Raw genomic sequence first — 20758 nt, forward strand, 5'->3', positions numbered from 1 at the left:
CCGGCGAAGGAGAGGTTCTCCTCCGGTCAACCGGTCAGGATTGAGCGGAGGTAAGCCGGTTAAGAGCCGATGGAGCGAGCACGCAGCCTGTTGCGGAACGGTTGCTGCTTCGGGATCGCATCAGCGCGAGGAGAAGTATTGATGACCAAGTGGGTCTACGGTTTCGGCAACGGCGCTGCCGACGGGGCAGCGGACATGCGCAATCTCCTGGGGGGGAAGGGCGCCAATCTTGCCGAGATGAGCAGTCTCGGCCTGCCCGTGCCGCCCGGCTTCACCATCACCACCGATGTCTGCACCTGGTATTACGAAAACGGAAAGACCTATCCCGAAACGCTGGCAGCCCAGGTCGCCGAGGCGCTGGACAAGGTCGGCGCAGCCACAAACCGCAAGTTCGGCGACAAGGACCGGCCTTTGCTTGTTTCCGTGCGCTCCGGTGCCAGGGTGTCGATGCCGGGCATGATGGATACGGTGCTGAACCTCGGCCTCAACGACGAAACGGTGGAAGCCATTGCGCGCGAAGCCGGCGACCGGCGTTTTGCCTATGACAGCTACCGCCGCTTCATCCAGATGTATTCCGATGTCGTGCTCGGCCTCGATCATCACGAATTCGAGGAAATTCTCGAGGAATACAAGGAGCGGAACGAGCTGACGCTGGACACCGAGATCGATGCCGATGCCTGGGCCGGCATCATCGAAAAGTTCAAGGCGCTGGTGGAGGAAGAGCTCGAGCGGCCGTTCCCGCAGGATCCGCAGGAGCAGCTCTGGGGTGCCATCGGCGCGGTCTTCAGCTCCTGGATGGTTCCGCGCGCGGTCACCTACCGCCGCCTGCATGACCTGCCGGCCTCCTGGGGCACGGCGGTCAACGTGCAGGCCATGGTCTTCGGCAACATGGGCGAGAGCTCGGCCACCGGCGTTGCCTTCACCCGCAACCCGTCGACGGGCGAAAATGCCCTTTACGGCGAGTTTCTCGTCAATGCCCAGGGCGAGGACGTCGTTGCCGGTATCCGCACTCCGCAGGACATCACCGAAGCTGCACGTATCGCGGCCGGGTCCTCCAGCCCGTCGCTCGAAGCACTGATGCCGGCGGCCTTTGCCGAATTCCAGAGCTACTGCGCCAAACTGGAAGCCCACTACAAGGACATGCAGGACCTGGAGTTCACCATCGAGCAGGGCAAGCTGTGGATGCTTCAGACCCGCGCCGGCAAACGCACCGCCAAGGCGGCGCTGAAAATAGCCGTCGACATGGTCGCCGAGGGTCTTCTGTCCGAGGAAGCGGCGATCGGCCGGGTGGAACCCGCCGCGCTCGACCAGCTGCTGCACCCGACCATCGATCCGAAGGCCAAGCGCGACATCATCACGACCGGCCTGCCGGCATCGCCGGGCGCCGCCTCAGGCACCATCGTCTTTTCCTCCGACGAGGCGGAAAAGGCCAAGGCGGAAGGGCGCAAGGTCATACTGGTGCGCGTCGAAACGAGCCCGGAAGACATTCACGGCATGCACGCAGCCGAGGGCATCCTCACCAGCCGCGGCGGCATGACCAGCCACGCAGCCGTGGTCGCACGCGGCATGGGCAAGCCCTGCGTCGCCGGTGCCGGCATGCTCAGGATCGATTACCGCAACGGTGTCATCAACGCCGCCGGCCGGCAGCTGAAGGAAGGCGACACGATCACCATCGACGGGGCCACGGGCCAGGTGCTGATGGGTGAGGTGGAAATGCTGCAGCCTACGCTCTCGGGCGATTTCGGCGTGCTCATGGGCTGGGCCGACCGCGGCCGCCGCATGAAGGTGCGCACCAATGCCGAAACACCGCAGGATGCCAAAGTCGCGCGGGAATTCGGCGCGGAAGGCATCGGCCTTTGCCGCACCGAGCACATGTTCTTCGAAGGCGAGCGTATCGTGGCTGTGCGCGAGATGATCCTCGCCGACACGGAAGCGGGCCGCCGGGCCGCGTTGGCCAAGCTCCTGCCGATGCAGCGCCAGGACTTCACGGATATCTTCGAGATCATGCACGGTCTGCCGGTGACGATCCGCCTTCTGGATCCACCGCTGCACGAGTTCCTGCCGAAGTCGGACGAGGAGCTCAGCGAAGTGGCGAAAGCCATGGGCGCCGATCCGGAGTTGCTTCGCGACCGCGCGCTGGCGCTGGAGGAATTCAACCCGATGCTTGGCCATCGTGGCTGCCGTCTGCTGGTGTCCTATCCGGAAATCGCGGAAATGCAGGCACGGGCCATCTTCGAGGCGGCGGTTGCCGCTGCCAAGGTGACCGGTGCTCCGGTCGTGCCGGAAATCATGGTTCCCCTGGTCGGTCTCAAGGGCGAACTCGACCTGGTTCGCCAGAGCATCGACGCCATGGCGAAGGCCGTCAGGGAAGAAACCGGTGCCGAGCTGACCTACCAGACCGGCACCATGGTGGAATTGCCCCGGGCCGCGCTGAAGGCAGCGGAGATCGCCCAGTCGGCCGAGTTCTTCTCCTTCGGCACCAACGACCTCACCCAGACCACTTTCGGCATCTCGCGCGATGATGCGGCCTCCTTCCTTGGCACCTACCAGGCCAAGGGATTGATGGAGCAGGATCCTTTCGTCTCGCTCGACCAGGAAGGTGTCGGCGAGCTGATCAAGATCGCAGTGGAGCGGGGACGCTCGACGCGGCCGGACATCAAGCTCGGTATCTGCGGTGAACATGGCGGCGATCCGTCGTCGATTTCCTTCTGCGAAAGCGTTGGCCTCGACTATGTGTCCTGTTCGCCCTTCCGCGTGCCGATTGCCCGCCTGGCGGCGGCGCAGTCTGCGCTGAAGCACAAGTCCGGCGCCTGAATGGCGGGGGCTGTGACATGAGCGACGGCTTTCCGGCGCTTGAGGATCTGCGTACCGGTGGAAAGCGTCTGCTCGCACGTGTCCTCACGCGTCTGGAGACGAATGCGGACGATCCGCAGACAGCGGCGTTTCTCGATCTTGTCGCCGGCGAACCGCTGGCGCAGGTGCTCGGCCTGACCGGCCCGCCCGGCGTCGGCAAGTCCAGTCTGACGGACGCCCTGATCAAGGCCTGCCGGGCAGAAAACAAGAGCGTTGCCGTTCTCGCCATCGATCCGTCCTCAGCCGTCACCGGCGGGGCACTGCTGGGCGACCGGACACGGCTCAAGACCGATCCGGACGACGACGGCATCTTTGTTCGGTCCATGGCCGCACGCGACCGGCTCGGCGGCCTGTCCGACCATGCTGTCGCCGCGATCGCCGTGCTGCGTGCCGTTTGCGACCGGGTCATTGTCGAAACCGTCGGCATCGGCCAGTCGGAAGGCGATCTGAAACAGGCGGTCGATACAGTCGTGCTATGTATCCAGCCGGGATCCGGCGACAGCCTGCAGTTCATGAAGGCAGGCATCATGGAGCTGCCCGACATCGTGGCGGTGACCAAGTCCGACATGGGAATACTTGCGCGCAGGGCAGCCTCAGACGTTGCCGGTGCACTGTCGCTCAGCCGGGGAGGTGGTGACTGGCAGGTGCCGGTTTGCGAGGTTTCGGCACAGACGTCCTCAGGTGTACCGGAGCTGGTCGCCCATTGGGAGCGCCATCATGATTTCCTGCAGGCGACGGGTGGGCTGAAGCGCCAACGCCAGGCGCAGCATGCAGCCTGGTTCCTCGACATGGTGCGGACAGAATTCGGCCATGCGGGCCTGCGTCGCGTGGCGGCAGCACGGCAACAGGATTGGGCGAAGCAGGCCGAAACAGCGCCTTTTGTGTGCTTCAGGGCGTTTGCCTCGGAATTCAGGACCCTCCTTGAAGGGTAACATGGCGGGCTGGGCATTTAGAGCACGTCGCGAAAAAGTGGGTTCCGGTTTTTCATAAAAAGACGTGCGTCAAAATAGATAGAGCGTGTCAGTTGAATTCAAGTGAACACGACACGCATTAGCGCCGTTAAATCGCGCAAGCTCGAACGAACGCCAATCCTCATCCTGAGGAAGCGCGAAGCGCTGTCTCTAAGGATGGGTCACTTGCTTCAGAATATGCAGCCCATCCTTCGAGACGGACCTGTCGGTCCTCCTCAGGATGAGGAGGAACAAGCGGGTTGCCGATGGAAATTCTTGAATTTGCTGGATCAGCGGACGTTTAACCGGGATCGGTTGAACGTCCAAAAGCTGCTCTACATTCTCGGCAAAACGCTGGCGACGCCTCAGCGTTGGGCGCGGGCCTGATAGCTCAGGTCGGTGCCGAAGCTCGGCGGGCCGTCGCGGTGAAAATCGTCCAGGAACTGGGTGAGGGCGGTATCGGTCAGAGGCCTGGAGATGAAGTAGCCCTGCATCCGGTGGCAGTCATGCGCCTGCAGGAAGCGGATCTGCTCGATGGTTTCGATGCCTTCGGCAACGATGGTCATGCCGAGTGCCTTGCCGAGTTGGATGATCGATACAAGGATCGCTTCCGCTTCCGGATTGCCGTTCATGTCGGATACGAAATCCCGGTCGATCTTGAGCGTGTCGAACGGGAAGCGGCGTAGATAGGAGAGGCTGGAATAGCCGGAGCCGAAATCGTCGAGCGCAACCTTCACGCCAAGGTTCTTCAAGCGGCGCAAGGCCTTCAGCACCGAGTCGTTGCGGCCCGCGAAGACGCTTTCCGTCACTTCGATTTCCAGCCGCTGGGGCGGCAGGTTGTTGGCTGCCAGGATTGCCATGACCTTTTCCACGAAGCGCGGATGCTTGAACTGGTTCGGCGAGACGTTGACCGAGACGACGATGCCCGGCCAGTCATGCGCCTTGGCGCAGGCCTTGTTCAGCACCCAGATGCCCAGGTCGTTGATGAGGCCGGTCTCCTCGGCGACCGGGATGAATTGCGACGGCGGGATCACCGTGCCGTCTTCCATGGTCCAGCGGGCGAGGGCTTCCACGCTGACGATCCGCTTGGCACTGGTGTCGGACTGGGGCTGGTAGGCGAGATCCAGTTCGTCGTTCTTGAGAGCCAGGCGCAGTTCGCGCGACAGCCGGTCCTTTGACTGGACATGTTGTTCCATGTTCGGCTCGAAGAAGGAACGGCGGCCGCGGCCGTTGGCCTTGGCGTCGTAAAGCGCGATATCGGCCTTGCGCAGCAAGTCGTCCGGGTCATTGCCGTCGCGCGGGGCGACGGCGGCCCCCATGGAAAGGCTTGCAAACAATTCACGCCGGCCGATCATGATCGGACGGCCGATCTCGTCCTGGACCTGGTCGAGGATGTATTCCAGCCAGACGTCGTCTTCGCAATTCTTGATGACCATGGCGAATTCGTCGCCGCTGATGCGGGCGACGATGCCGGTCTCCGGGATGACGCGCCGCAGGCGCTGTGCGACGGCGACGATGACCTTGTCGCCGGCCGAATGGCCGAGCGTGTCGTTGATGTCCTTGAAATGGTCGAGGTCGATATAGACCACCGCGGTATTGGTTCCCCGGGCGACGCCTTCCTCCAGGATGTCCGTCAGAAGCGCGTGGAACCGGGCACGGTTCGGCAGGCCGGACAGGGCATCGTGGCGGGCGGCGTGCACGGCCTTGGCCTCGCTGTGCCCGAGCCGCCGGGTCATCTGCCGCGTGAAAACCGTCACCGCAAACACCACGGCGGCAATCATGAAGGCCGCAAGGGCCAGGAACGGATTGATGCGGCGTATCATCTGTGTGCCCGGCTGGGTGGTCTGCCAGGCGATGAGGCCGACATCCTTGCCGAGCGGCGATCTCAGCTCGTATCGGCCTACACCTTCGCGGCTTGCCTGCTCGTTTGTGAGTACGAAGCCGTCCAGACGGGACATTTCCGAGATATCATCCAGCTTCTCGCCGCGCAGCGGTATCAGGCTGACCAGGACGGGCGGCGGAAAGCGTGATCTGGTAATCGACTGGATCTGCGGGATTACCGCGGCGGCACTGAAGAGATAAGGCTCACCTGTCAACGAGACGACGCCGGTCTCGGCGATGGACCGGCGGGCGTCGCTGCTCTGTGGCACGAAGCTGTAGAGGCCGGACGGCGTTCGTTTGAAGGAGGTTATGTATCGGGCGCGTACTTTTGCGATCGCCGGCTTCAGCTCGTCAAAAAGCTGAGGTGTCATCCATTTGCTGGTGTGGTTCTGCGCGTAAATCGTCAGAACCTCGAAATCGCGGTTAATCAGGATGGACTTGGTGAAGCCGTGGTTGGCGAACAACCAGTGCATCATGTTGTTGAAGATCCAGCCCTCGTCCGGGTTGAGCTGGTTGACCTGGCGATAGGCCTCGTCCCAAATCACGACTCCGTTCTGCTGCTTGATCATGTAGTTCTGGGTCAGCTGCAGGGCACCGTCGATGAGCTTGTGCTGGGAGTCTTCCGCGGTTTCGTCCGACAGGTTTGCAGACCAGTGCAGCAATCCGAAAATTCCGAAAACGGAAATCATAACAATCACGATCATCGGTATTACGATCGCGTTTGCTATGCGTCCGCCGGAGTTCTTTGACGAATTGTACATACACCTGCCCAGTTGCTTTAGGCAGAGTATTGTCCAATCGGGTTAAGGAATGACCCAAAATCGTAGTAAAATAAGGGTAAATCCGATTGAGGGTCGGGTCCGATTGTCAAAGCGGAAGAAGGGGGTTCAGCTTCTTCCATACGAAAGGACAAGGTGGTGTGGTGGCTGGCTACAGCAACTGAAGGCTGCGGAAGCTTGTGTTGGAACGCCGGCCGACAATGATGTGATCATGCACTGCAATGCCGAGCGGCCCGGCGATATCGACGATCTTCTTCGTCATCTGAATGTCGGCGCGGGACGGGGTCGGATCGCCCGAAGGGTGGTTGTGCACCAGTATAGCCACCTTTATAAGGCGATGAAATATAAGTATTTTTTTCGGAATTTTCTGTCTACTGGTGCCGGAGACTGGGGTATGTCCACAATGCTTGCACGTGACTTTCACGGCTGATCACCGGCATGCTCGTCCGATTGCTTTGAAGCACGGCACTGCACTCTATTCCTTTCATCCCATGTTTCAAGCTCCTCCATCGGATAGAGCACGGCCTTACCTACCTTGATAAACGATGGCCCAATTTTCTGGGTACGCCAGTTTCGAAGTGTCCCCAACGACACGCCGCCGCGATAGCGCTCGGTGACTTCTTCAGGCGTGAGAAATTTAGTCTCTGACATACTGCCTCCTGGGTTCGGCCGCGCTTTTGGGTAGCGTAACCGATATTGGTAGATGGATGAGCGCGAGGTTCTTTCCTTCGAGTGATCGTCACTCTGGGGCACCGCTGAACTTGCCGTTGTCCAGTTGGTCACGCTGATGCACAGAGATCGTTGCAACACCTGAGTCCGTGAAGGAAGGCCTACTTCACAGGAGTAGGGAGTACGGATATCTCGGGATAAATATTGGCGGATGTGCTGGTCACGCAGCGGGTTCGGTTCACGTGCTGTAAGCACGCAAGCAGCTTGCTGAGGTGGGGCTGAACTTCGTCGGTTGCCGGTCGGTCGCAGAGGATACACGGGCGAGTGAGCGAAACACATTTTCACCGATCCCAATAGAGTGAGAGTGCGGACGGGTTTTCCGTGACGGGTTGAGGGCTGGAGGAGAGGCCTCCGGCGCCCGTCGCGGAGAACCGCGATGTCCAGACGGAACCGCAAAACCGGCGCCCAGCGCGACCGGACCAATCTCTATGCCGAAATCACCGACAAGATCATCACCGAGCTGGAGGCCGGCCGGGTGCCATGGGTCCAGCCCTGGGGTACGGCCGCCGCGAAGGCGTCGCTGTCCATGCCCCAGAACGTCTCGACCGGCCGGACCTATTCCGGGATCAACGTCCTGCTGCTCTGGGGTGCCGTGATCGAACGCGGCTTCTCCGGCCAGAGCTGGCTGACCTTCCGCCAGGCGCTGTCGCTCGGAGGCAATGTCCGCAAGGGCGAGCGCGGCACCACCGTCGTCTATGCCGACCACTTCGTGCCGGAGGACGAAAAGCGCCGGGCGCGCGAGACCGGCGAGGACGCCCAGGCAATCCCGTTCCTCAAGCGCTACACCGTCTTCAACACCGATCAGTGCGAGAACCTGCCTGAGGATGTGGCGACCGCCGCGCCGCCGGTGCCGACCGGCCTGATCGAACCGCGCGTCGAGGCGCTGATCGCAGCGACGGGCATCGATTTCCGCATAGGCGGCAACCGGGCCTTCTACGTGCCGGCCCATGACTATGTGCAGGTGCCGCCGCCGCAGGCCTATTTCGAGCCAATCAATTGGCACCGCACCGCACTGCACGAGCTTGGCCACGCCAGCGGCGCTCCCCATCGTCTTAACCGCGATTTCTCTGGCTCGTTCGGGTCGAAGAAATACGCCTTTGAGGAACTCATCGCCGAGATCAATGCCGCCTTCTGCTGCGCCTCGCTCGGCATCGAGCCGACCGTCCGGCATGCCGACTATATCGGCTCCTGGCTGAAGGTTCTGCGCGAGGACAATCGCGCCATCGTCCGCGCAGCCAGCCAGGCGAGCAAGGCCGCCGACTGGCTACTGGCCTTCGCCCCGGACGATGCCGATCAGACGGCCCCGGTCGAGCCTGCTCGCAACAGGAGGGTGGCATGATCCTCTTGACCGACGAGCTGCGCGACCGGCTGCTGGCCAATGGACGGCAACGCGATGTCGACCATGTGCCGGTGGTGAAATTCTTCAATCCCGTCGGCGCGGGCACCTGGCTTATCGCCGAGATGGAGCCGGACGGGGACACGCTGTTCGGACTTGCGGACCTTGGCTTCGGCTGTCCGGAGCTGGGTTCGTGCAGCCTCAGCGAGTTCACGTCGATCTCGCTGCCCTTCGGTCTCGGCATCGAGCGGGACATCCTCTTCGAGGGCCTATTTCCGCTGTCGACCTATGCCGAAGCGGCCCGGTTAGCGGGCAGCATCGTTGAGAGCGAGCGATTGCTCAGGGCCGCCGCGGCGTCGCTGCGAAACAGGCGGTGATTTTCCCACCCCATCGGTGCAGGCTCTCACTCCAGCTCAGGAGAGTGAGAGGGCTGCGCCTTTTTCCGTGACGGGTTTGAGGTCGAGAGAGAGGCTCTCGGCGCCCGTCGCGGAGTAAATCACAATGGCACCTGCCGTTCAGAAAATCACCCTCAGCGCCTCGCGCGACATCCCCTTCAACAAGCTCGTTCTCTCCCAGTCCAACGTCCGGCGCCTGAAGGCCGGCGTCTCGATCGAAGAGCTGGCCGAGGACATCGCCCGCCGCGGTCTCCTGCAGAGCCTCAACGTCCGACCGGTTCTCGATGCCGATGGCACGGAGACCGGCGTGTTCGAGATCCCCGCTGGCGGCCGCCGCTACCGGGCGCTCGAACTTCTCGTGAAGGCCAAGCGCCTCAACAAGACGGCGCCGGTGCCCTGCGTGGTCCGCGAAACCGGGACCGAAATCTCGGCTGAAGAAGACTCGCTCGCCGAGAATGCCCATCGCGCGGCGCTTCACCCCCTTGACCAGTTCCGGGCTTTCAGGACGCTGCGCGATCAGGGTCTCACCGAGGAGGAGATTGCCGCGCGCTTCTTCGTCTCGACCGCCATCGTCAAGCAGCGGCTCAAGCTCGTCACCGTCTCGGAGACTCTGCTCGATGCCTATGCCGAGGACGAGATGACCCTCGATCAGCTCATGGCCTTCACCGTCTCCTCCGACCACGCGCGCCAGAAGCAGGTCTGGGAGTCGATCCAGCATAGCTGGTCGAAGGAGCCCTATCAGATCCGCCGGATGCTGACGGAGAATACCGTCCGCGCCTCGGATCGCCGCGTCCGCTTCGTCACCATCGAGGTCTATGAGGAGGCCGGCGGCATCGTCCTGCGCGATCTGTTCCAGGACGACGACGGGGGCTGGATCGAGGATGTCCCGTTGCTGGAGCAGCTCGTCGCCGACAAGCTGAAGGCCGAAGCGGAGGCCATCGCCGGCGAAGGCTGGAAGTGGATCGAGGTCGCGGCCGACTTCCCCTATGGCCACACCCATGGCCTTCGGTCGATCACCGGGACGCCGGTCGATCTGACCGAAGACGAGCGCGCCCAGCGTGAGGCGCTGCGCAACGAGCTCGACGACCTCGAAGCCGAATATGCCGAGGCCGACGAACTGCCCGACGAGGTCGATGCACGGCTCGGCGAGATCGAGGAAGCTCTCGAAGCCTTCGAAAACCGTTCCGTCCACTACGATCCGGTTGAAGTCCCCCGTGCGGGCGCCTTCGTCAGCATCCGCCACGATGGCCAGCTCTCGGTCGATCGCGGCTATGTCCGGCCCGAGGATGAAGCCGCCGACGGCGATACCGAAGGGAGCACCGCTGGCGGCGAGGAAGGTGCCGGTGATCCGACCGGCGCCGTGCAGCGCACCGTCATCACTATCGGCGGTGAGCCGTCGAATCAGGACGATGACGAGGATGTCGTCAAGCCGCTGCCCGAGCGTCTGGTGACCGAGTTGACGGCACACCGGACGCTGGCGCTGCGGGACGCGTTCGCGAGCAACCCGCATGTCGCGATGACCGCGCTGCTCCACAAGCTCGTTCGCGATACCTTCCAGCACGTCTCGTCGACGGGGTGCCTCGAAGCCTCGGTCCGGCACATCTTCTTCTCCATCCAGGCCGAGGATCTGAAGGACAGCGCGTCGGCCAAGGCGATCGATGAGCGGCAGGAGGCCTGGCAAGCCGATCTGCCCACCGATGACGATGCGCTCTGGGCGAAGATCGACGGTCTCGACGATGCAAGCCGCATGGCGCTCCTCGCCCATTGCGTCTCCTTCGGCGTCAACGCGCTCTACGAGAAGGCCAATCCCTACGGCGCAGGCCCGACCACGCATGGCGTGCAGCAGCGCATCCACGAGGCGGACCGTCTTGCCCGTGCCCTCGGTCTCGACATGGTGGAGGTGGGCTGGCGGCCGACCGTCGGCAACTATCTCGGCCGGGTCACCAAGCCGCGTATCCTCGAAGCGGTGCGCGAGGCGAAGAACGAGGCGACCGCGCAGCTCATCGACCATCTGAAGAAGGGCGACATGGCGAAAGAGGCCGAACGCCTCCTCGCCGACACCTGCTGGCTTCCCGAGCCGCTGCGCCTGGCGCCGCTCGACGCGGATACCGCCGAGCAGCCCGACGACGAGACCGACGCGCTGCCCGCGTTCCTCACCGAGGACGACGAAGCCGAAGACGAGGAGCCGCAGCCGGTCGCGGCGGAATAACCCGCAGCCGGCGCTCTTCCTGCACACCAAAACCCAACTTGCGCCCGGCCTTCGTGCCGGGCGTTTTCGTTTCTGGAGTCCATCATGGCTGACTATTTCACCCATTTCTCCTGCGTGCTCGACGTCGGCACACCCGACAACGCCGCCCACGCGCTCGATCTCTACAATCGCCTGTCAGAGGAAAACGCATCGGAAGATCCACCCTCAGAAGGGTTCGATCTCTCCATCGTTCCCGAGCACGGCGGCACCAGCCTCTGGATACGCGATGATGTCACGGGCGATCCGGAGCATGTCATCCAGTTCGTCAAGCGCTGCGCCGCCGCGTTCGGCCTCACCGGACTGTGGGGTTTCCAATACGCCAACACCTGCTCGCGTCCGCGTCTCGATGCGTTCGGCGGCGGCGCTCACGTTGTCGACCTCGCGACTGGCGAGACGGTAGCGTGGACTTATACCGGAGGCTGGCTCGCCGAGGTGCTCGACGGAGGCGATCCCGATGCCTGAGATTATCGAAACCACCGTCTATCGGCTCGATGAGCTCTCGGACGCCGCCAAAGACGAGGCCCGCACCTGGTATCGGCAGACTGGCTTCGACCATGACTGGCTCGAGTTCGTCTTCGACGACTTCGAGCGCATCTGCGCCATCCTCGGCGTCGAACTGCGCACCGTGCCGGCCCGCCTCTACGGCGGTGGCACAAGGCAAAGACCCTGCATCTTCTTTTCCGGATTCTGGAGCCAGGGCGACGGGGCCTGCTTCGAGGGGCGCTACCGATACGCGAGGGCCGCGCCCCGCCATATCCGCGATCACGCGCCGAAGGACCGTGAACTGCACCGGATCGCCGATGCGCTGCAGGCGATCCAGCGGCGCAACTTCTACCAGCTCCACGCCAGCATCGTTCACCGCGACCGATACTACTATGAATATTGCATGGCGATCGCGGTCGAACGCGATAGCCCAACCTGGCAGGACATGACGGCTGATGCGGAAGATGCCGTGATCGAGGCGCTTCGTGACCTCGCGCGTTGGCTCTATCGCCACCTCGAACGCGAATACGAATATCTGACCTCGGACGCGGCCGTCGACGAAGCCATTGCCGCGAACGAATACACCTTCACCGAGAATGGACGTCGGTTCGGATAGTCGATGAGTTCGATCTCCCCTGAGAGGGAGAGGGAGGCCGTGACGGGTTTGAGCCCGTCCGGTGGAGAGAGAGCGCCGGACCGGCTCGTCCGTCTCCCGCTCTCCCGAGGTTCTCACCATGACCAATGCTTCCGCTCGCGCTGCCGCTCCTGTCGCGCCGATCCCGCTCACCTCCGATGCCCGACCCGCTTCGACCATCCTTGCCGCCGCAGAACAGCTTCTCCTAAATCTCGAAAAGGGCCGGCCGATCGATGCCGCAACCTTGCGCGCGGCGATGGAGGCAGCCTTCGGCGCCTCCGATGCCACCGGCGCCTGGGACTGGAAAACCGCCTACGACGCCTGCGAGGCGGCGACTATCCTGTTTCTGCGCAAATACGGAAAGGCGCTTTTCCGCAAAGCCGGTTCTCCGGCTCCGCGGCTTTCCGCCGTGTCGAAGATTGCCGCGCTCCTTCCGACCCACACCCGCCGGTCCGAGGAAGCCCAGAACTTCCAGCAATTCTCGACGCCGATCCCGCTCGGCCTCGTTGCGACACACGCCGCCGCCATCACAACGGCGGATCGCGTCCTCGAACCATCGGCCGGGACCGGGCTCCTCGCCATTCTGGCCGAGATCGCCGGTGGCGCGCTGGTCCTAAACGAACTGGCCGAAACCCGCGCCGACCTGCTCACCTCCCTCTTTCCGGCAGCGGATATCACCCGCTTCGACGCCGCGCAGATCCACGACCATCTCGATCCGGCGCTGATCCCGAGCGTCGTGCTCATGAACCCGCCATTCTCGGTCATGGCCAATGTCGAGGGCCGCGTCGCCGATGCCGCCTTCCGCCACATCGCCTCGGCGCTGGCGCGCCTTGCGCCCGGTGGCCGGCTGGTGACGATCACCGGCGCGAGCTTCGCGCCCGACAATCCGGCTTGGGCACCGTCTTTCACCCGGCTGCAGGAACGCGGCCGTGTCGTCTTCTCCGCCGCGATCGACGGCTCGGTTTACGCCAAGCACGGCACGACGATCTCCACCCGGCTGACCGTCATCGACAAGGTTCCCGCCGATGATCCGACGGCATTTCCCGCATCGCCAGGTGTCGCACCGGACACCGTGGCATTGCTGGCCTGGGTCGACGCGCATCTGCCGGAGCGGCTTCCCGTCGATCCTTTTGTGGCTGTGCCTGCAGCTGCGACCCCGACCCCCCGCGGCGTGCGCGGCTATCTCAACCGCGCCGCCAAAGCCACGTCGCCCGCGCCGACGGCCGATCCCGAGGCGCAGCCGCTCGCCTATGACACGATCGACTGGCAGGTCGCCGACACCGCCCGGCTCTCCGACGCGATCTACGAGGAATACGGTCTTCAGGCCATCCGCATTCCTGGCGCGCAGCCCCATCCGACCAGGCTGGTGCAGTCGGCGGCGATGGCGTCCGTCGCCCCACCCAAGCCGAACTATCGGCCGCGTCTGCCGGTCAATATCGGCGAGTTGCTGTCCGGGGCACAGCTTGAAACCGTCATCTATGCCGGCGAGGCCCATTCCGACCATCTCGCCGGAACCTGGACGGTCGACGCCACCTTCGATGTCGTGTCCGCTGCGCCGGAGGACGCAAAGAACGCGATCCGCTTCCGCCGTGGCTTCATGATCGGCGACGGCACCGGCGTCGGCAAGGGCCGCCAGTCGGCCGCGATCATCCTCGACAACTGGCTTCAGGGCCGTCGCAAGGCGGTCTGGATCTCGAAATCCGACAAGCTGCTCGAGGACGCGCAGCGCGACTGGTCGGCGCTCGGGATGGAGCGACTGCTGGTCACGCCTTTGTCGCGTTTCCCGCAGGGCAAGCCGGTCACGCTGGCGGAAGGCGTCCTATTTACAACCTACGCCACGCTACGGTCCGACGACCGCGGCGAAAAGGTTTCGCGCGTCAAGCAGATCGTCGAATGGTTGGGCTCCGACTTCGATGGAGTGATCATTTTCGACGAGGCGCACGCGATGCAGAATGCCGGTGGCGGTAAAGGAGAACGCGGCGATGTCGCCGCCAGCCAGCAAGGCCGCGCGGGCCTGCGCCTGCAGCACGCGCTGCCGGATGCGCGCATCGTCTATGTCTCCGCGACGGGGGCCACCACGGTCCACAATCTCGCCTATGCGCAGCGGCTCGGCCTCTGGGGAGGAGAGGAGTTTCCTTTCGCCACGCGCACCGAATTCGTCGAAGCGATCGAGGCTGGCGGTGTCGCCGCGATGGAGGTGCTTGCCCGCGACCTCAGAGCGCTCGGTCTCTACACCGCCCGCTCGCTCAGCTTCGACGGCGTCGAATACGAACTGGTCGAGCACGAACTGACCCCCGAGCAGACTCGCATCTATGACGCCTATGCCGGCGCCTTCGCCATCATCCACAACAACCTCGATGCGGCGATGGAGGCGGCCAACATCACCGGATCGACCGGCACGCTGAACCGGCAGGCCAAGTCTGCCGCCCGTTCGGCTTTTGAGTCCGCCAAGCAGCGATTTTTCGGCCACCTGCTCACCAGCATGAAGACCCCGACGTTGCTCCGCTCGATCGCCGCCGATCTGGAGGCGGGCCATTCGGCCGTCGTCCAGATCGTCTCGACCGGCGAGGCGCTGATGGAACGTCGCCTGGCGGAATTGCCGACGGAGGAATGGAACGACGTCCGCGTGGACATCACGCCGAGGGAATATGTCCTGGACTATCTTGCCCATTCCTTCCCGGTGCAGCTCTACGAGCCGTTCACCGACAGCGAGGGCAACCTGTCGTCACGCCCGGTCTATCGCGATGGGCAGCCGGTCGAGAGCCGCGAGGCCGTCGCCCGCCGCGATGATCTGATCGCCCGGCTCGCCAGCCTGCCGCCCGTGCCCGGCCCGCTCGACCAACTCGTCCAGCATTTCGGCACCGATATGGTCGCGGAGGTCACGGGGCGCTCGCGCCGTATCGTCAGCAGGCGCAATTCCGGCGGCATGGATCGTCTCGTCGTAGAGACCCGCGCCGCCGCCGCCAATCTGGCGGAGACCCAGGCCTTCATGGATGACGGCAAGCGCGTCCTGATCTTCTCCGATGCCGGCGGAACCGGCCGCAGCTACCACGCCGACCTTTCGGCGCGGAACACCCGGCTGCGTGTCCATTATCTGCTCGAACCGGGATGGAAGGCCGATGCCGCGATCCAGGGGCTCGGCCGCACGCACCGCACCAACCAGGCGCAGCCGCCGCTCTTCCGTCCGGTCGCGACCAACGTCAAGGCGGAGAAGCGATTTCTCAGCACCATCGCCCGCCGGCTCGACACGCTGGGCGCGATCACCCGCGGTCAGCGCCAGACCGGTGGTCAGGGCCTGTTCCGGCCCGAGGACAATCTGGAAAGCGCCTATGCCCGCGACGCGCTGCGCCAGCTCTATCTCCTGATCGTGCGCGGCAAGGTCGAGGGTTGCTCGCTCGATCGGTTCGAGACCGCCACGGGCCTGAAGCTGATGGACGCCAATGGCATCAAGGACGACCTGCCGCCGATCACCACCTTCCTCAACCGGCTGCTGGCGCTCACCATCGAGCTGCAGTGCATCCTGTTCACCGCCTTCGAGCATTTGCTCAATGCCAAGATCGAGGGCGCCATCGCCAGCGGCACCTATGATGTCGGACTGGAGACGCTGACGGCCGAGCGTTTTACCGTCACCGGAAGAGAGATCATCTATGTCCACCCGAGCACCGGCGCGGAAACCCGGCTGCTCACGATCACCCAGCGCGACCGCAACCGTCCGCTCACGCTGGACGAGGCCTTCGATCATCTCGACGATCCGCGTGCGCGGCTCCTGATCAACGAGCGTTCGGGGCGGGCCGCCGTCCAGATCCCCACGACCAGCGTCATGCTCGACGATGGCGAGGTGGAACGCCGCGTCCGTCTCATCCGTCCGATGGAAGCGCACAACCTCCCCGTCAAGATGATGGGCGAGACCCGCTGGGTGGAGACTGACCGCGAAGCGTTCGCTGCCGCCTGGGATGGTGAGATCGCCGAGGTGCCGGCGTTCTCCGAGAGCACGATCCACATCGTGACTGGCCTGTTGCTGCCGATCTGGAAACGCCTGCCCAACGACTCCACCCGTGTCTACCGGCTCCAGACCGATGACGGCGAGCGCGTCATCGGCCGCAAGGTCTCGCCTGCCTGGGCGGCCACCGCCATAGCAACGGGCACCACGACCATTTCCGCGGATGACGCCTTCACCGCGTTGATGGACGGACGCACGATCCTCGACCTTGCCGAAGGGCTCCAGCTTCGCCGCAGCCGTGTCATGGGCGCCAACCGCATCGAGCTGTCGGGCTTCACCGACACGATGCGCGAGCGGCTCACTGCCTACGGTCTCTTCCACGAGATCATCTCATGGAAGCTCAGGATGTTCGTGCCGGTCGACACCACTGGACCGACCGTGCTTGGCCGCGTGCTCGATCGCTTTCCGATCGAGCGCATCGGCGAGCGGGAGGCGGCCTGATGTCGCGTCACGACGCCTCCCAACTGGCAACCCGCCTTGGCCGGCAGGCCGAGGCGGTCTGCCGCGAATATCTGCCCAGCGGCAGGCGCGAGGGTCGCTACTGGATGGTGGGCGATGTTCGCAACACGCCGGGGCGCTCGATGTTCGTGCGCCTGACCGGCCCCGAATCCGGCAAGGGTGCGGCGGGCAAATGGACCGATGCGGCAACGTCCGAACATGGCGATCTTCTCGATGTCATCCGCGAGAGCTGCGGCCTGATCGAGTTCAAGGATGTCGCCGACGAGGCGCGGCGGTTTCTCAGTCTGCCGCATCCAGAACCGGAGCCCGCGGGCCACAACGCTCGGCAGGCGCCCGCACCAATGGGTTCGCCACTCGCGGCGAAGCGGCTGTTTTCGATGGCGCAGCCGATCGCGGGCACACTCGCGGAAACGTATTTGCGCAATCGCGGCATTACGGTTTTGCACGGAACCGGATCGCTGCGCTTCCATCCGCGCTGCTACTACCGACCCGACGAACATGCGCCGACCGAAGCCTGGCCGGCCCTGATCGCCTCGGTGACCGATCTCGACGGCCACCAGACCGGCGCGCATCGCACCTGGCTCGACCCGAACGGCTTCAGCGAGGCGATGCTCGGCAAGGCGCCGATCGACACGCCGCGGAGGGCGATGGGCGATCTGCTCGGCCATGCGGTCCGCTTCGGTATGGGCGGTGAGGTGTTGGCGGCAGGCGAGGGCATCGAAACCGTGCTGTCGCCCCGCATGGTGCTGCCTCATATGTCGATGCTGGCGGCGCTCTCGGCGGCTCATCTCGCAGCCATTGCGTTTCCGGCGGACCTGCGGCGGCTTTACGTCCTGCGCGATCGCGACCCGGCCGGTGACAATGCGCGGCAAAGCCTGATCGCCAGAGCGACAGGCGAGGGGATCGAGGCAATCGGGCTCACGCCCCTGCGCGACGACTTCAACGAGGACCTGCGAGAGTTGGGCGCCGATGCCATGCGCGCGGCCTTCAGGGAGCAGCTTCGTCCGCAGGATGTCGCCAGGTTCATGGAGGGCTGAGATCATCGGCCGGGGCGGCGTGACCGGGGGCATCCTGTCCTGTCTTCCGTGATCGTGATGTGCCCGCTGTCGGGAAAGCCGCACCCACGGCCTTTTTCGAGAGGGCGATCGGCCCACAAACGGGCCGGGCCGGCAATGGCGGCGCTCCGGCTATTTTCCGCCGTCGGGGCAAGCCCCGCCTTTGCAGCGCGAAACAAAATAGCCGGGCTTTGCCATCAAGGCCCTCACGTCGTTCGGGCTGCCAACCCGTCGCGCCCGTGGGCTTTCGACGCCTGCGAAGGCCGCGATGGGCGCGGTCTCCAGACCTGGGAGCCACCCGATGACTCACGAAGACGACGATACAGGCTTTGAACCCGTTCACACCTCATCCCCGACCGATCCCGTTCTTACCGAACTCCAGCTCTATGGCTGGCGCCCCTTCCAGGACGAAGCCGATCCAAGGCCGCTTCCCGAAGGCGATGCCGTCGCCGGCGCGGTCGCAGACATCTTCGATGCACTGATCGCGACGCTGGGAGAAACCCGCCTCGAACCCGATCTCGACGATCTGCTCTGGTCGACCGTCAATCTCTTCCACCGCGCTACCGACCGTGTCGAGCGCGATCTCGACGACAATGAAGTGGCGCAGCGCCGCCTCCAGCGCGAGCAGGATGGCAGCGAGGTGAAGTCCGTCGAGCTCGAACGCCTGACGGCCGAGGGGCAGACGCTGATCGAGCGGCGCAACAGCATGGAGATCTTCCGCGATGTCGCCGCCGAACAGTTCGAGCGTCACACCGGCGGCCACTGGCGCCCGCGCTCGGGCTCGATGGTCAACCACCGAAACCTGACATCGGCGATGATCGACAGCCGGGACTTCCTCGCGGCCCGGCGCCGGGCGGAAAGCGAGGTGATGCTACCCGCCGGCACCAAGGTGGCGCTCACGGGCGGGCTCGACTTCAACGATCACCAACTCATCTGGGCGCGGCTCGACCAGGTTCACGCCAAGCACCCCGACATGGTGCTGCTACATGGCGGCTCACCCAGAGGGACCGAACTGATCGCCGCCAAATGGGCGGACAACCGCAAGGTCGCGCAGATCGCCTTCAAGCCCGACTGGACCAAGCACGGCAAGTCCGCACCGTTCAAGCGCAACGACGCCATGCTGGACGCACTGCCGGTCGGCGTCCTCGTTTTCCCCGGCACCGGTATCCAGGAAAACCTCGCGGACAAGGCCCGCAAGCTCGGTATCCCGGTCATGAAATTCGACGGCGGCGCATAACGCGCCGCCGCATTTCCAGGCGGTGTGACCGCCTTTTCCTTGACGGAGCACGACAAAATACCCTTGAATATGCGGGAGATGAAGAACCGGTATTGAAGCCCAGTCGCAGGCGGAGCGTATTTTCTGGCAGCCTGACGTGATCCCTCGCGAGATCCTACGGAGGTTTCCATGACGCTTATTCTGCTTGCCATCTCCCTGCTGACCGCACTGTGCTTCCTCGCGTTCCGGTTTGCGGTCTATGCCTTGCCGGTCATGGTCGGGCTGACCTCCTTCCGCTTTGTCCATGCCACCGACGCCGGCTTCCTCCTGTCCGCGCTGGCCGCCATCGGGGCGGGACTGCTCTCGGTCGGGATCGTGATCTTCGTGCTCGGTTTCGCCAAGAACCCAGCCCTGCGATTTCTGGCGCTTGCCGTCTTTGCTGTCCCGGCAATGGTCGCCGGCTATGCGCTCGTGCATGGCGTCACCCACGACGCGATCCATTCGGTCCTTGCGCTCAACCTCGTTTGCGGTGCTGGTGGCCTTGTCGTCGGTCTTGCCGCGATGGCTAATCTCAATGCGCTCGGTACGCGCGTTCTAACTGCCTGAACGCGCCGTCTTTGCCGCCCGGTTCGCCCGGTCAACCTGGGGCCGCAGTCTCCGGGTTTCACGCCCGTCTGGCACAAATAAAGCGTTTCGAGGGCATCGGCATTTCTTTAGCGGTTGCCTTGTCGCCTCCCGACATCTCCCTTGTCGACAGACTCTCACAACATAGCTGCCACTCCGTGAAGGGACTGTACCGCTTGTGGCGGATAGGCCGGGGAGCACTTCCTGCTCCGATCGCAAATCCTCGCTGGACCGGACCATCAGGTCTCCGAACCAGCCGCTGCGGCGCCATTCGGTTGCCCGGAAGCCGTTTCTGGTTTCGCGATGGCCCTGCCCGGATGCAGCGGCGGGTGGCGCTGAGAGACGGGCTGCGCATGTGCACCGCCGGGGCGGAGCCGGATCCTGCCTGATCTGTCGATCCCCGCGAGAACGCTGTTTCTGGTCCCTGTCTTCCGTTCCGCTTCTGTGAAGGACCAAATCCCTTCCGACTGACTGATCCCCTAAGCCCGTTCGCTTTCCGCCAGCAACCCCCGCGGCGCCGGACCGAGTTGGCGCGTTCCGCGCCTGCCCGCACCACTCCGGCCCTTGGGGGTCGAGCTTCCGCCAAGGCGTCAGTGCAGGCGTCTCCCGACGGTCTTTTCCGGGTCTCGTCGGAGGGACGGTCCCTCCGGCTGAAGCAACGGAGACTTGAAATGCAGAACATCGTTGTTCTCGCCGGCAACATCGGTCAGGATCCGGAAACCCGCACCACCCAGGGCGGCACCTCCATCACCCACTTCACGCTCGCCACCTCGCGGCCGCGCTACGCCGAGGGCAAGGTCCTTCGCGACGAGAACGGCTACCGTGTCCAGGACACCGAATGGCACCGCATCACCTGCTTCAACGGCCTCGGCAAGACGGTCCAGCAGTATTGCGAAAAGGGCATGAAGGTTCTGGTCCGTGGCCGCATCCACTACACCAAGTGGACGGACGCCGCCGGTGTGGAGCGCTACGGTTGTGAGATCATCGCCGAGACGGTCGATTTCCTCAGCCGGGCGAAGCAAACCGAAAACGACGACGGCAAGTTCATCGACGATGATGACATCCCGTTCTGAGCGGAACGCCCGGGACCCGGCGGCTTCGGCCGCCGGGCTTTTT

Annotated in this window: 14 protein-coding genes and 1 pseudogene; 12 read left to right on the forward strand and 3 right to left on the reverse strand. The window is 64.1% G+C overall.

Annotation, left to right across the window (positions count from 1 at the left end; all coding sequences use genetic code 11):
* The first annotated feature begins 141 nt into the window (after positions 1–141).
* The gene (gene ppdK, locus ACX3M4_RS00860; RefSeq protein WP_459356721.1) at positions 142–2814 is read left to right on the forward strand and encodes a pyruvate, phosphate dikinase; all 2673 of its coding nucleotides are present in this window, start codon (positions 142–144) and stop codon (positions 2812–2814) included.
* 17 nt (positions 2815–2831) lie between these two features.
* Positions 2832–3785, forward strand: a complete 954-nt coding sequence (locus ACX3M4_RS00865; RefSeq protein ID WP_459356722.1) for an ArgK/MeaB family GTPase — start codon at positions 2832–2834, stop codon at positions 3783–3785.
* A gap of 383 nt (positions 3786–4168) precedes the next feature.
* Here ACX3M4_RS00865 and ACX3M4_RS00870 read toward each other — a convergent pair whose 3' ends face one another.
* The 3 genes and pseudogenes from ACX3M4_RS00870 to ACX3M4_RS00880 form a co-directional block, all read right to left on the reverse strand.
* Positions 4169–6388 carry a bifunctional diguanylate cyclase/phosphodiesterase gene (locus ACX3M4_RS00870; protein ID WP_459356723.1) on the reverse strand — a complete coding sequence of 740 codons (2220 nt, stop codon included), beginning with the start codon at positions 6386–6388 and terminating at the stop codon, positions 4169–4171.
* Between the two features lie 226 nt (positions 6389–6614).
* Positions 6615–6860: pseudogene (locus ACX3M4_RS00875) on the reverse strand (JAB domain-containing protein); the annotation flags it as partial.
* Positions 6861–6883: 23 nt separating this feature from the next.
* Positions 6884–7114, reverse strand: coding sequence for a helix-turn-helix transcriptional regulator (locus tag ACX3M4_RS00880; protein WP_459356724.1), 231 nt, complete (start codon positions 7112–7114; stop codon positions 6884–6886).
* Between the two features lie 454 nt (positions 7115–7568).
* On the opposite strand from ACX3M4_RS00880, the gene ACX3M4_RS00885 reads away from it, so the two are divergent.
* From ACX3M4_RS00885 to ACX3M4_RS00930, 10 genes are all read left to right on the forward strand, one after another.
* On the forward strand, positions 7569–8531 hold the full coding sequence (locus ACX3M4_RS00885; protein ID WP_459356725.1) for an ArdC family protein: 963 nt from the start codon (positions 7569–7571) through the stop codon (positions 8529–8531).
* Positions 8528–8905: a DUF2958 domain-containing protein gene (locus tag ACX3M4_RS00890; protein WP_459356726.1), complete on the forward strand. Its 378-nt coding sequence runs from the start codon at positions 8528–8530 to the stop codon at positions 8903–8905. Before ACX3M4_RS00885 ends, ACX3M4_RS00890 begins: the two co-directional genes overlap by 4 nt.
* A 124-nt stretch (positions 8906–9029) precedes the next feature.
* On the forward strand, positions 9030–11132 hold the full coding sequence (locus ACX3M4_RS00895) for a ParB/RepB/Spo0J family partition protein (protein WP_459356727.1): 2103 nt from the start codon (positions 9030–9032) through the stop codon (positions 11130–11132).
* A gap of 84 nt (positions 11133–11216) precedes the next feature.
* A complete protein-coding gene (locus tag ACX3M4_RS00900; RefSeq protein WP_459356728.1) occupies positions 11217–11633 on the forward strand; it encodes a hypothetical protein in 417 nt (138 codons plus the stop codon).
* Positions 11626–12270 carry an antitoxin of toxin-antitoxin stability system gene (locus ACX3M4_RS00905; protein WP_459356729.1) on the forward strand — a complete coding sequence of 215 codons (645 nt, stop codon included), beginning with the start codon at positions 11626–11628 and terminating at the stop codon, positions 12268–12270. The genes ACX3M4_RS00900 and ACX3M4_RS00905 overlap by 8 nt, the downstream gene beginning before the upstream one ends.
* A 118-nt stretch (positions 12271–12388) precedes the next feature.
* Positions 12389–16729, forward strand: coding sequence for a strawberry notch-like NTP hydrolase domain-containing protein (locus ACX3M4_RS00910; RefSeq protein WP_459356730.1), 4341 nt, complete (start codon positions 12389–12391; stop codon positions 16727–16729).
* On the forward strand, positions 16729–17784 hold the full coding sequence (locus ACX3M4_RS00915) for a DUF7146 domain-containing protein (RefSeq protein ID WP_459356731.1): 1056 nt from the start codon (positions 16729–16731) through the stop codon (positions 17782–17784). The genes ACX3M4_RS00910 and ACX3M4_RS00915 overlap by 1 nt, the downstream gene beginning before the upstream one ends.
* Before the next feature lie 319 nt (positions 17785–18103).
* On the forward strand, positions 18104–19039 hold the full coding sequence (locus ACX3M4_RS00920; RefSeq protein WP_459356732.1) for a DUF2493 domain-containing protein: 936 nt from the start codon (positions 18104–18106) through the stop codon (positions 19037–19039).
* 168 nt (positions 19040–19207) lie between these two features.
* Positions 19208–19624 carry a hypothetical protein gene (locus ACX3M4_RS00925; protein WP_459356733.1) on the forward strand — a complete coding sequence of 139 codons (417 nt, stop codon included), beginning with the start codon at positions 19208–19210 and terminating at the stop codon, positions 19622–19624.
* A gap of 689 nt (positions 19625–20313) precedes the next feature.
* Positions 20314–20715: a single-stranded DNA-binding protein gene (locus tag ACX3M4_RS00930; RefSeq protein ID WP_459356734.1), complete on the forward strand. Its 402-nt coding sequence runs from the start codon at positions 20314–20316 to the stop codon at positions 20713–20715.
* Positions 20716–20758: the final 43 nt, after the last annotated feature.

It is taken from the genome of Roseibium sp. M-1, assembly GCF_054515675.1.